We start from the raw sequence: 13,315 nt of genomic DNA on the forward strand, positions 1-13,315 counted from the left end.
ATAATGACTGACCTGAAAGAACATCTTTTTGAAAATGCCAAACAATGGGGCGCAGACCTGATTGCTGTGGCGGACACAACCCGTATGGCAGGCATGGAAACCCGCCCGGACGATCTGCTTAACAATTTCCCACGGGCAATATCAATTGCGGTTCAGCTTGCTGACGGTATCATCGATACAATTGTAGATACCCCAACCGAAATATATTCCCAGCACTACCAGCGCGTGAACGCCCTGCTCGACAACATAGCCTGCCGTGTAAGCAGTTTTATCCAGAACAATGGAGCTAAGGCACTACCAATTCCGGCCAGCCAGATTCTCTGCAAAGAACGGTTCGTTTCCTATATCTCGCACAAAGCAGTAGCAATTAATGCCGGATTAGGATGGCAAGGCAAATCATTATTACTGGTTACTCCGCAATACGGACCGCGCATTCGGCTGGTCACTATCCTCACTGACCTAGACATTCCGGCAGATGAGCCAATCAAAAACCGTTGCGGAAAGTGCACCAAATGCACTGAATCCTGCCCTGCCGGAGCAATTAAAAACGTCAATACCGAGTTGCATTATTCATCGCGCAATGAAGCCGTGGACTTATCGTCCTGCGTGGATCATTTGAATAAGGTATCGGGGTACGGAAATTTGATGCCGTATATTTGTGGGGTTTGTGTGGCTAGTTGTCCGTGGGGGAAGAAGAAACGGCAGCCCCGCAAAAAGACTGCCGCTCAAATGAAGCTCGACTAAATCATTCCTCCAGTCCCAATAATTAAGATTTTTTGGGATTCTTAAACCCTTTTGCAAAAGGGTTTAAGCCGCCGGAGGCATTTTTCTTACTGATCAAACTCCTCAATAAAGCGCTTGATCTCCTGACGGGCCCGCTCAACATAACCGGGAAATACCGCTTTGCAGGTATCGGTCATTTCCATGGACCAGTCAGTGTAGTTCTCAGGCTCCATGCCCAGAATGCGCATTTCCGGACGCTTGCCAATTGCTCCGGCCATATTCAGGGAATCGACCAGATCAATGTCGTGCAAGGACAGGCGCTGCTTCTCGTTGTCGATAATATCTTTTTCCTCAAGATAGTAGACAGTGCCGCCGTCCTTTCCGCCATGGACGATATCGAGCACCAGCAGGCCGTCGTAGCCTTCCAGAATATGGAAAATATCGTGGGTGAATGTGCCGCCGTCCACCAAGTGGACATATTCGGGCCATTCTTCTTTCTTCAGTTCTTCTACAGCATGCACCCCGACGCCCTCATCGCCGAGGAGGATGTTACCAATCCCAAGTACCAACAGTTTCTTCATTATGAAATCCTTAGATGATGCGCTTTCGCGCTTTTGACGAAAGATTTCGCCTCAGGTGGCCAAAGAGAATAATCCCCTTTTGATTCCGTGATAGTTTGAAATAAAACAACTGGAAACTCCACCTCAAAATCTTCATACGTACAAATTTACCCGTATGAAAAAGAAACTCCCGGCCCCAGTTATACTGAGCCCGGGAGTTTATATACAGTGAAACGTCGTTACGTTAGCAACCTTCGCCTACGTGAACAACATGTTCTTCACCGGTCTCTGCGTGCAGCACGTGCACGGCACAACCCAGTCACGGGTCAAAGGATCGAATGATCCTTGAGATGTCAACAGGGTTCTTCGGATCAGGAACCGGAGTACCTACGAGGGCTTCCTCGATTGTACCGCGATGACCTTTGTCATCACGAGGGGTGCTGTTCCAGAGGGTCGCGGGGATCATCTGGTAGTTCGCAGTCTTGGAATCCTTGATGTTGATGTAGTGCAGCAAGGAACCGCGGGGTGCTTCGGTAAGACCGAGACCTTCTGCGGACTCAGGAATTTCAGTCTTGACGTAGGTTTCTTCGCCGGGCTGAACTTCTTTGAGCCATGCATCCTGGATTGCGTTTGCAACCATGTAAGCTTCTTCTGCGCGTGCAACGTGGCGGCCCATAAGGGAGAATGCCATGTCTTCGCCCAGATCGCGGAACATCTTGGCTTCGATGCCGAAGAGATCCTTGAGCTGTTTTTTACCCATGGGGCTGAGCTCGGGGTTATGAACCCACATACGTGCAAGGGGACCAACTTCAACAGCTTTGCCGTTGTAGCGGGAAGCCTTACAGAAGCTGTAAGCGTCCTTCTTGTGTACATCCGGAATGGTTTTACCTTCGCTCGGATGCAGGTCGGAACACTCATCAGTGTACCATGCGTACTTGGTGTATTCCTTGATAAGTTTCTGATCAAAACCTGAATCTTTGCCGTCGATGTAAACACCGGGCTTGAGCAGGAATTCGGACTCAGCATCATCCATGGGGAATACGCCGTAAGCCATTGCGTTTTTGTAACCGCCACCGATCTTGAACAGATCTTTGTAAACGGAACCGATAAGGTAAACGGTGGGTACGTAGGTTTCTTCGATGAATTTCTGAACCTGCTTGAAGCGGCTTGCGTATTCAGCGAGCTTTTCCTTGGTCGGAATTTCAGTTGCACCACCAACGACCTGACCGGAAACGTGAGGCATTTTACCACCGAAAAGAGCTACCATTTCATGGCAAATACGGCGGATTTCAAGAGCCTTAACGTACTGGTCAACAGCTACCTTGTTGGTTTTTTCATCAAGACGCAGGTCAGGATGTTCGAAGCGGGGGACAAAGGGAGCTTTGCCGGGACCGCGTACGAAATCCAGAGCTGCAAGATGGTAGAAATGCAGAATGTGAGACTGCAGGTAGTTAGCACCGAAAATGAGGTTTTTGGTTACGCGACCGTTAGTGGTCAGCTTAACGCCAAAAGCATCATCAAGAGCGCGGGTAGAAGCAGTAGAGTGAGCTGTGGGGCAAACACCGCACAGACGCTGGGTCAGCTGGGCTGCATCGCGGGGATCACGTCCAATAAGGATGTTCTCGAAACCACGGTACATGCCGCCGGAGAGCCATGCGTCGGTTACTTTACCGTCTTTAACTACGACCTCAGCCTTAAGGTGACCTTCGATACGGGTTACCGGATCAATGGCAATCTTAATTTTCCCGTCTTTACCGGCGGGTGCATGAGATTTTGAAGACATAAGGAATTATACTCCTTTTCCGGTTAACCGGCTTCGTAGAAGGGGGACATTTCATCCGGGAATCCCGGTTCTACACAGCCAATACATACTGAGTTTTCAACACACCAGTTAACGCCGCCGTTCCATTTGCGTTTGAAGCAATCGGAGTTGGCGCTGGGACCTTTACAGCCCAGCTCGTAACGACATTTAACCGGATCGGTGAAGATTTCAGCATATTCATCGTTGTCGAACGCCTCAAGATAGGGGCAGTTGTCATGGATGTTTTCACCGAAGAAAGGTGTAGGACGACCGTTATCATCAAGAATCTTGACAACTTCAGCCAGACCGCCCTGCAGTCCTTTTGCTTCAATGGCATTGATAGCGACAACGAGGGTGCCTACCATCCAGTCAGGATGGGGAGGACAACCCGGAATGTTAACAACGGGAGTCTTCACGCCGTTTTCTGCGAGGAAATTGGTTACAGACATGGAGCCGGTAAGGTTTCCTTCAGCAGCGGGGATACCGCCGTATGCAGCGCAGGTACCAACGTTTACAACCACAGCAGCATTTTTAGCCATTTTAAGAGTGGCTTCAGTCATGGTGTATTCTTTGTGATCTGCTCCTGCACCAACGATACAGTAGTGGCCGTTCTCAGCTGTGGGAACGGAACCTTCAACAATAACGATGTACTTACCCTTATTAGCTTCAGCCTGACTCATCATGTAATCCCAGGCTTCGTGGCCTTCGGAACCCATGATAGTCGGATGGTAATCAAGGTTAATTACATCAAGAAGAACCTCTGCGATAGAGGGATGCACTGAGTTAAGAATGGAAACCGAACAGCCGGTGCAGCCCTGTCCCTGCAGCCAGAAAACATTCGGTACAAACTTCTTCAGCGCATGCACAACACTGGGGTTGAACATCTGGGAAATCCCAAATCCAGCCACAGTTCCTGTGCACATTTTCACGAAATCTCGCCTGGTCAAACTCATCCCTACCTCCTTGGTGGTTGCCGGCGTAGTAAGGCACTGTCCTTACTAAGTAAAAAAAACCGCCACGGCGACGATATTTTTTAAAACCAAATACACACTCCAGCATTTTTCGTCAACAATATCCGATACAAAATTGACACATGTATAGATAAAGCTGATGCCACATATAGACATTTTCTTTTTTTACAATGATGTGTGTTGAACCTTACGCCCGTTTATGTTTAATGTGGGTGCGAGTACAAACGATGTACGACGAAAACGATTCAACAATTTAAGGATATGTAATGGCTAAGAAAAAAAGTCGTATCGGACAGATTCTCCTACTGATGATTCTAGCTGCTGTAATTGGCACAGGGGCTTACCTGCTCTACAAGGATACTACAGCACCCCAGGCAGCTTTGACACCGGCGAACGGATTCGTCACCTATGAGACCCCTATCAACGTAAATATCAGTGATACGCAATCCGGACTTAAGGCGGTTAAGATCGTACTTTCTCAGGGAGAGAAAAAACTGACTCTCACAGAAAAAAATCTTCCCAAAGGAACATTCGATTACAATGAAGACATTCTGATTAAGAAAAAACAGATTAAGGAAGGACAGTTTGAACTGGCAGTTTGGGCTGTTGATACCTCCCTTGCCGGATTCGGCAGCGGTAATGCTGTAATTGCGCGAGGCAACTACACCCTTGATACTATCGCTCCCAAAATTACCGTTCAGACCACCACCCATAACTTCAATCAGGGCGGCTGTGGACTCCTGATCTACAATGTTGATGAAACTCCGGCCAAAACCGGTGTTCAGATTAACGATGATTTCTTCCCGGCCTATAAACAACCGGACGGAACCTATGCCTGTCTTTTTGCAATGACTTACTACACCGACAAGAAAGATTTCAATCCGGTGCTTATTGCTGAAGATGCAGCAGGTAATGTTCGCAAAGGCTCATTCTGGTATCATGCCAACGGCAAGACCTACCGTCATGACCGGATCAACATTTCCGACCGTTTCCTGAACACCAAGATGCCCCAGTTTGAGGGAGACTATCCCGGTCTGCCCAGTCAGGTGCAGCTTTTCCTGAAGGTTAACCGCGAACTGCGCAAGAAAAACCGTGCAGAACTCCATCGCGTTGCCAAGGAGACCTCCCCAACCTTCCTTTTCGAAGGTAGTTTCAAGAGACTGCCTAACGCTGCAACCCGCGCTGGATTCGGTGATAAACGCAGTTACTACTATTCTGGTAAAGTCATCGACAAACAAACCCATCTGGGTATTGACCTTGCCAGCACCCGTCAGGCTCCAATCCCGGCAGCAAACAACGGACGAGTTGTCCTTGCTGAGTCTGACTTCGGTATTTACGGCAATGCAGTCATCATCGACCACGGACTCGGTCTGCAGACACTCTACTCTCACCTGAGCCAGATTGATGTGACCCCCGGAGACATGGTCGCAAAGGGACAGATCATCGGTAAAACCGGAGCCACAGGCATGGCAGGCGGAGACCACCTGCACTACGGTGTTATCTGCGCCGGCATCCCGGTTAATCCTGTAGAATGGTGGGATGGACGCTGGATCAAAAATAATATCACCAGCAAATTGAAATAGAAAAAACAAAGCTAGTTGTAAAAAGAAAGTCCCGGACAATTTCTGTCCGGGACTTTTTTAATTTGATCTCTTTTTAATTTCCTTAAATCCGCACAAGATAAATCCTGCTAATATCGCCGTGATCGGTGCAACCAGCACCAAACCGACACTTCCTACCAGAGTACGAAATATTTCCGCCGCCACCAGCTTAAAGTTGAGCATACGGGTAAAAGATGTTCCCTTGGTGACAAAAAGCATGAGCATGGTCAGGTAACCGCCGGAATAAGCCAGCAATAAAGTTGTGGTCATTGTTCCGGTAACCATACGTCCCACGTTGAACCCGGACTTAATTAATTCATGGCGGGTGATATCGGGCTTCTTATCTAAAACTTCATTCATGGATGCGGCAACATCCATGGCAATATCCATAGCTGCACCTGAAGCCCCTAAAATGACTGAAGCATAAAATATATCAAGCAGATCCAATGTGTAGTGACCGGAAAAGATCAGCATAGTCGCAAATGGAGCTGTCATACCCGCCATCTTGAGTTTCGCCCCAAAGAAGAGGGTCAACCCCAAGGCCAGCAGCAATCCGCTTAGAGTTCCTAAAATTGCCACCACAGTAACCCGCGAGAATCCCGCAACGCAGGTAATGATCACCACAGTAAGCAGCGTAAGCGTAACTACAGTCAACAGGATAGGACTTCCGCCGCCAAGTAAGCCGGGTATGAAAAATTTCCAGATAATGTAAAAACTGGTGATAAAGCTGAACAGGGCTTTGAGTCCGATTGAACGGGCATAAATCAGCAGAATAACCACAAACAGGCCGAACAGGGCCAGCTCCCAGCCTTGCCGATACTGGTTAACAGCACGGGCTTCCACGGCTTTTCCGTCATTTACGCGCACAGCCATAAGGATGGTATCACCGGGATGGAAAATCTCGTCCATTTCCGGCTGCCCTGTTAACTGGTTGACGCCGATGACAGTCTGACCTTTGACCTCACCTTCCATTAAAATCGCGGTTACGTGCTGCCCGCCGATACGAGCCGTTCCCATTTCCACCAATGCGGAGTTATCCACACCGGTGACAGTAGCGCGCAACTCATGCATGCCTGAATACGGATCAGGTCCGGCATGCTCATATTTCAAGAGTCCGATAATTCCGACAATCATCAGGACAAAAAATATCGGAGATATAAACCTTTTCATGGAGACCTCATTAATAAGCAGACAGCTAAGAAAGTGCCAGATGCAAGAAACTAAAAAAAGACTGGAACGATGCGTATACAGACATACGTGAGTTTCAGCCTTTTTTGCAGTGACGCCGCAGATGGTGCTTTATCAGCTGTCTGAGGCCCCCGCCCAAGCGGGGACCTTATCAAAACAGATTCTATCAACTAATATAATTACTTGTTGTAAGGAATCTTAGCGTATTTTTCCTGAGGACCGAAGGTTTTACCCAGCAGAGCCTTGGAATCGGTGTGCTTGATGTCAGAAAGTTTAACTTCCATGACTTCAGCCATACGGTTGGGGATATCGGTGTTGTCGATGAAGCCGTTGAACTTCTCGGCACCTACACCGATGGAAGTTGCGGGAATGAATGTTCCGGTATGAACAAAAGAGGTCCAGAACATACGGGCGCGCTGAGAAATCAGGTCGGTAACAGCAACCATAGTGGGGGTGTAAGCATAACCGTAGTTGGTCTGCTTGTCCGCGGGCAGGTGCTGGTTTTTATCCTGAACAACCATTGCGTCAGCAAGAACTTTGTCTTCGGCAGGAGTGCGATCGGTCAGGCCCCACTCTTTTTCAGCGTAGGCGATGAAAGCAGCGTGACGCTTTTTGAGATCAGACTCTTTCGCACAGAGCTTGTTGTAGTATTTATCAAGGTTGTCTTCAGCGGAAACCTGAACTTTTTCGAGTTCTTTGAGGTTAAGGAAGTAACCCTTGGAGTCCATGGAGATACCCAGTGCAACACCACCGGTTTCGTGGTCGGCAGCAGTTACGATAAGGGTTTCTTCAGGGTGCTTCAGGTAGAAGTCGTATGCAACTTTAACTGCTTCATCCATAGCAATGGTATCCAGGATAGTGGACTTTGCATCGTGAGCGTGAGCAGCGTGGTCAATACGGCCGCCTTCAACCATAAGGAAGAAAGGCTTATCCTGAGCGGAGAGAGACTGAACAGCCTTATCAGTCAGTTCGTAGAGAGCAGGCAGTTTGTTTTCGGTAAGCTTACTGTTACGACGCTCAACCTCGTAGGGAAGGTGGCTGTAGGTCAGAGCTGCGAAAACCTTTTCGCCTTTTTTAGGCTGGTAAGCACGGAAAGCATCGCGGGTGGAATCACCAACGAAAGTCTTGTAGCCTTTGTCTGCAAACATTTTAACTACGTCTACATCATCTTTACGCTTGGACTTCAGACCCTCAGCATTGTCCTTTGCAACGAAATGACGGTAGCCGCCACCAGCGAAGAAATCAAAGCCGGATTTAGCCTGATCGATAGCAATTTCGTTTGCTGCGTTACGATCGGGGTTGTGAGCAGAGAAAGAAGCAGGAGTAGCGTGAGTAAGACGGGTGGAGGTAACGATACCTACAGCGTAGCCGTTTTCCTTGGCAGCTTCAGCAATGGACTTGATGTTGGAGCCATCGGGAAGTTTACCGATGTAGCCGTTTGTGGTTTTGTAACCACATGCCAGCGCGGTACCGCCTGCTGCGGAGTCGGTGATCAGGGTGTTGTCAGAATAAGTGGTAACCAGTGCAGACTGGGGAAAAGTGTTCATGATCAGCTTAGCATCAGCGTCATTCTTTTCCATTTTGTTGTACAGCTCAGCTGCCATGCGCTGGGTGGGTCCAAGACCGTCACCAATAAAGTAAAATACATACTTGGGCGCACCTGCAAATGCAGTAGCCGCAACCATTGCCAGACAGACCGCCAGAACCAACGGGCGAATAATCCTTCTAAACATTTTCACATTCCTTACCGTTTAGAGTTATGCTCCATGCTGAAAAAACAGCACGAAGCTGCAACGCTCCCCTCGCAAAAATTCACAGCATCACTCCACGCTGCAAATTCACGAAGGTCACAATTCAACATTGCATATAGGTAATTGCGAAGTTCAGGCAGGATCAGCCCGCATTTTAATGATCCTCCGACTCCTGAAAGGAGCCCTTCAAAACCCACTGCAACAACATAAAATTTCTACTTTTTTATGAGAAATTTGAATCACTTTAGAGTTATTGAAGTTATTGTCAATAGGGGTTTTGTGACTCAATAACGAGAAAAGATCGTAACACAACTGTAACAAACTGAAATCTCATTTCTATTTTGTGTTGAAAAAGTTAACTAAAATTCAAATTATTTTTTTGTTAACGTCAATTTTATCGTTAAACGAGCCAAATCTGTCTCATTTCGAAAATAAAGCACTACTAAAATTACTCTAAAATTCACAGCTGAACCAAACAAGTTCGTATCTGAAAAGCTAATTACTTACATATTCCCTGTATTAGACACAAGCCCGAGTCACTGCTTCAAAATCTTTCCGTCTCAACAAGATTCAAAAATCGATTATTTTTCCTAGCTGAACAGATACGGAATCACTTCAATTTTAAGCATCCACTTGAATTATTGAACATACAACACAATGGTCCATATTTTGTATAATTTCATACGACAAGGGGAGAAAATTTCCGCAACTCAACGGGAAGGTGGAATATGTGGAAATCAATAATTGTTACGACAGCACTGATGCTCTTCGGTTCAAACAATGTATTTGCTGCTGATTTCGGGTATATTGAAGATACGAAACCGAAACAAACAGTAATAAGTATGGAAAAAGAATTCTCATTTACTGACTTTGTAACTGGATTAAACATAACCGATGACATGAAGACAGGATTAATTTTTGGTCTGGATAACCAGGACACAGAATTACATGCCGGTCCTGACGCACCCCCCAGTGCCACGGGGCTTGGATTGGGATTCAGCTTCAGCTTCTAATTAAATAACTTCGACCTCTCTACAACTCGCCAGAAAACAGACTCTGCGGTTGCTTTACGTCCTCCACCTTCTGCCTGCCCATTTGTCAAAATCACAAAGTAATATCCCCGGAATTTAAAAGCCAGTGAAGTATAGATACCGGCAAAGTTACCGTTATGCCCTACTGCGGTGTATTTATTCATGATACCGAGGCCATAAGATATTCCGTCATAAGTAACTGGTCTAAAATCCATTTGTTGGGCCTGAAGACCGGAACTTATCCCGAATCCATTTAAATATGCCTTCAACCAAATCAGCACATCCGAAGCAGTGGAAACACCGTTCCCGGAACACCACGCCCATGATGGATTGATCTTCAAGCTTAAATCTTTAATTTTACCGGTCTGGGGGTTGTAGTCATGACCCCGGGCGAACGGCTCAGAGATATTGGCACTTCTAGCAGGAAACGTTGTCGATTTTAAGTTCAATGGACTAAGTATCCGCCGATAGACCTGATTCTCAAAACTATCACCGCTCACTTTTTCGATAATCAAACCAAGAAGTACATAATTTGAATTGTTATATTCAAATTCCTTACCTTCCCTGCAATAATCCTTGTGTCCGAATTGCAGCAAATGTTCCGGGCTCCAATGCGTCCACGGCCTCTCCCTGAACAACTGCAAAAAATCCTTATCAATTGTAAAATTGCCCAGACAACTGCGCATCTGCAATAAGTGACGAATGGTCAGAGGACTACCTACAGGCACTATATCCGGCAAAAGATCAGAAACTTCGCTATCAAGGCTGATTTTGCCTTCATTTACCAGCATGAGTATTACCGAAGCTACAAATGTCTTGGTTATGCTGCCTATGCGGAATTTGAGATTGTTGCCCATCGGCTTACGGCTTCCGATCCTGCGCACCCCTGCCCGGAAAGCCAAGACCTGCCCTTGCGGAGTTTCAACCATCATCACTGCACCGGGAATTTTTAAATCCCGGATAGATTCACGCAAAATCTGATTGAGATCATTATGACCGGAGGCTTCCGAACAGATATAAATCAGCAGCACAAAGAGAACGATAAAGCCACCAGTTATCGCGCAACGAAACTTGCACGCAAACTCACAACCTTTATATATCCGATATCGATCTCTCATACTCAATCATAACATGAAATCCTGCAGGGATGGAATCGCAGTGTTTCTGCTCTCGAACAAAAAAAGGATGCCCCGGCAGGGACATCCTTTTCTAAAATCAATCTGTATATGAAACCTAGTGCGGCTGAGCCTGAAACTCATCCTTAATCAGGTTGAGCGCGATGGGAGTGACACTGTCACGCCCACGAAACAGCTCTTCAGCGGTAAGGTTATCCAAGGCGCAACTGAGCACTTCATCCATGTTTTCCACCGGTATAATTTCAAGATCCTTGAGGATTGCATCAGGCACATCCTTGAGGTCCTTCTTATTGTCGATGGGGATGAGCACAGTCTTGGAAAGCCCTCTATGAGCAGCAAGCAGCTTTTCCCTCAAACCGCCGATGGGCAGCACACGACCACGGAGGGTGATTTCCCCGGTCATAGCCAGATCATGGCGGACAGGAACGTTAAGGAACGCAGAGGCCATAGCCGTACACAGGGTAATACCGGCTGAGGGGCCATCCTTAGGAGTAGCTCCTTCGGGAACGTGCACGTGAATATCAATCTTCTCATGGAAATTCGGTTTCAGCCCGAAAAGATCGGAACGGGACCGGATATATGAAAGTGCAGCCTGCGCTGATTCCTGCATGACTTCACCGAGCTTACCGGTAATAACCACTTTACCTTTACCGGGCATAAGCACGACTTCCACCATGAGCATTTCACCGCCCACCTGAGTATAAGCCAGACCAGTGGACACACCTACCAGAGATTTCTCTTCACTGGCTCCGAAACGGAATTTGTGTACCCCGAGAATCTTGCTCAGGTTGGCTGTGGTAACATGTATACTTTTGCTCTTGTCATCGGATTCCACAATCTGCATAGCTGTCTTACGACAAACCTTGGCAAGCTCACGCTCAAGGTTACGCACTCCGGCCTCACGGGTGTAAGTGCGGATGATATCGATCATGGCATTATCGGAAATGGCAAGGTTATCTTCCTTAAGGCCATGTTCCTCTACCTGCTTGGGGAGCAGGAAATCCTTAGCAATATGCATCTTCTCGGTTTCAAGATAACCGGGAAGATTGATTATCTCCATCCTGTCCTGAAGCGGCAGCGGGATGGAATGAAGGTCGTTTGCAGTGGTGATGAAAAAGACCTTGGAGAGATCGTAATCAAGATCAAGGTAGTGATCGTTGAATGTTCCGTTCTGCTCCGGATCAAGCACTTCAAGGAGAGCCGCAGACGGGTCACCTCTGAAATCAGTGCTCATCTTGTCCACTTCATCAAGACAGATAACCGGGTTGCTATATTCGCAGCGCCTCAAGGACTGAATGATCTTACCCGGGAGCGCACCGACATAGGTACGGCGGTGACCACGGATTTCAGCTTCATCACGGACTCCACCAAGAGAAAGACGGACGAATTCACGATCCATTGCCCGTGCAATGGAGCGGGCAATAGATGTTTTACCTACACCGGGGGGGCCTGCAAAACAAAGGATAGGCCCTTTTATGGTTTCAACCAAAGCCTGCACAGCCATATATTCAAGGATGCGTTCTTTGGGCTTTTCAAGACCGTAATGATCTTCATCCAGAATCCTGCGTGCTTCCGCTATATCCAGCTTGGTTTTTTTGTATTCGTTCCATGGAAGCTCCATAACCCAGTCCACATAGTTGCGAACAACGGTATACTCGGCAGAGGAAGGAGCCATCTGGCGCAATTTTTTGATTTCTTTGCGCACCCGCTCACGTGACTCTTCGTCCATGATCTTTTCATTAAGCTGCTCTTCAAGGTCGTGGGCTTCCGCTTGAGGATCATCCTCACGGCCCATTTCTTTATTGATAGCCTTGAGCTGCTCGTTGAGATAATATTCACGCTGATTCTTTTCCATCTGTCCTTTGACACGGTTTTTGACCCGTTTTTCAATGGACACGATTTCAATTTCACCGAGCAGAAGCTCATAAACCGCTTCCAGCCTTTCAATGGGGTCAACCATCTCAAGAATGCTCTGCTTTTTGAGAAACTCCACCTTAAGGTGAGGCATGATTGAATCAGCAAGCTTGCCGGCAGTCCGGATGGTTGAGATCGCCAGAATGGTCTCGGGAGCAATTTTCTTGTTCACTTTGCCAAATTTTTCAAGGGCTTCGTGAACAGAACGCACCAGAGCCTCGGTTGTATGCTCTTCAGCCGGAAGGTCATCAATCCTGTTGATATTCACCAGCGGAAAATTCTCACCGAAAACAACCTCATCTGAATCAGGATTCCAGCTGGCACGATACATCCCTTCGAAAAGCACCTTGATAGTGCCGTCAGGAAGTCTGAGCATTTGCAGAATCTTACTGACAGTCCCTATCCGGAAAAGATCTTCCGGTTCGGGTTTTTCTTTCTCGGGGAATTCCTGAGTGACCAGAAAAATCTTTTTATCATAATCGGAAATAGCTTCTTCAATCGCTTTGATTGAAGATTCCCGACCGACAAAAAGAGGCACAATGGAACGCGGGAACATTACAACTTCCCGCAGTGACATCATCGGAAGAATATTCTGTTCAGTGGATGTATTGCCACCTTCAAATTCTGTGGACGACATTT

Annotated in this window: 10 protein-coding genes; 3 read left to right on the plus strand and 7 right to left on the minus strand. The window is 47.3% G+C overall.

All coding sequences use genetic code 11. The features are described 5' to 3' along the window. Positions 1–3: 3 nt before the first annotated feature. Complete coding sequence (locus ACNI23_RS05895) at positions 4–744, plus strand: 4Fe-4S double cluster binding domain-containing protein (RefSeq protein WP_420247281.1); 741 nt, start codon at positions 4–6, stop codon at positions 742–744. 86 nt (positions 745–830) lie between these two features. Here the strand turns inward: ACNI23_RS05895 and hysD are convergent, their stop codons facing one another. The 3 genes from hysD to hysB all read right to left on the minus strand — a co-directional run bounded on the left by hysD (position 831) and on the right by hysB (position 4,037). Beyond that, the gene (gene hysD, locus ACNI23_RS05900; RefSeq protein ID WP_015851924.1) at positions 831–1,304 is read right to left on the minus strand and encodes a NiFeSe hydrogenase maturation protease; all 474 of its coding nucleotides are present in this window, start codon (positions 1,302–1,304) and stop codon (positions 831–833) included. A gap of 223 nt (positions 1,305–1,527) precedes the next feature. Beyond that, complete coding sequence (gene hysA / locus ACNI23_RS05905; RefSeq protein WP_420247282.1) at positions 1,528–3,066, minus strand: NiFeSe hydrogenase large subunit HysA; 1,539 nt, start codon at positions 3,064–3,066, stop codon at positions 1,528–1,530. A 23-nt stretch (positions 3,067–3,089) separates the two neighbouring features. Continuing rightward, a complete protein-coding gene (gene hysB / locus ACNI23_RS05910; RefSeq protein WP_420247283.1) occupies positions 3,090–4,037 on the minus strand; it encodes a NiFeSe hydrogenase small subunit in 948 nt (315 codons plus the stop codon). Between the two features lie 284 nt (positions 4,038–4,321). Between hysB and ACNI23_RS05915 the strand changes: the two genes are divergently transcribed. Beyond that, positions 4,322–5,638, plus strand: coding sequence for a peptidoglycan DD-metalloendopeptidase family protein (locus ACNI23_RS05915; protein WP_420247284.1), 1,317 nt, complete (start codon positions 4,322–4,324; stop codon positions 5,636–5,638). A 57-nt stretch (positions 5,639–5,695) separates the two neighbouring features. Here ACNI23_RS05915 and ACNI23_RS05920 read toward each other — a convergent pair whose 3' ends face one another. Then, complete coding sequence (locus ACNI23_RS05920; protein WP_420247285.1) at positions 5,696–6,826, minus strand: YibE/F family protein; 1,131 nt, start codon at positions 6,824–6,826, stop codon at positions 5,696–5,698. A 197-nt stretch (positions 6,827–7,023) separates the two neighbouring features. Continuing rightward, positions 7,024–8,577 (minus strand): alkaline phosphatase, encoded by a 1,554-nt coding sequence (locus ACNI23_RS05925; RefSeq protein ID WP_420247286.1) that lies wholly within the window; start codon positions 8,575–8,577, stop codon positions 7,024–7,026. Positions 8,578–9,323: 746 nt separating this feature from the next. Between ACNI23_RS05925 and ACNI23_RS05930 the strand changes: the two genes are divergently transcribed. Continuing rightward, on the plus strand, positions 9,324–9,608 hold the full coding sequence (locus ACNI23_RS05930; RefSeq protein WP_420247287.1) for a hypothetical protein: 285 nt from the start codon (positions 9,324–9,326) through the stop codon (positions 9,606–9,608). Here ACNI23_RS05930 and ACNI23_RS05935 read toward each other — a convergent pair. Next, positions 9,605–10,744, minus strand: coding sequence for a serine hydrolase domain-containing protein (locus tag ACNI23_RS05935; protein WP_420247288.1), 1,140 nt, complete (start codon positions 10,742–10,744; stop codon positions 9,605–9,607). The two genes, ACNI23_RS05930 and ACNI23_RS05935, sit on opposite strands and share 4 nt — an antisense overlap. Before the next feature lie 115 nt (positions 10,745–10,859). Continuing rightward, positions 10,860–13,313: an endopeptidase La gene (gene lon, locus ACNI23_RS05940; protein WP_420247289.1), complete on the minus strand. Its 2,454-nt coding sequence runs from the start codon at positions 13,311–13,313 to the stop codon at positions 10,860–10,862. Positions 13,314–13,315 lie beyond the last annotated feature (2 nt).

Origin of the sequence: Maridesulfovibrio pacificus (SeqCode), assembly GCF_048612815.1 — a bacterium.
GTDB classification, from domain to species: domain Bacteria; phylum Desulfobacterota; class Desulfovibrionia; order Desulfovibrionales; family Desulfovibrionaceae; genus Maridesulfovibrio; species Maridesulfovibrio pacificus.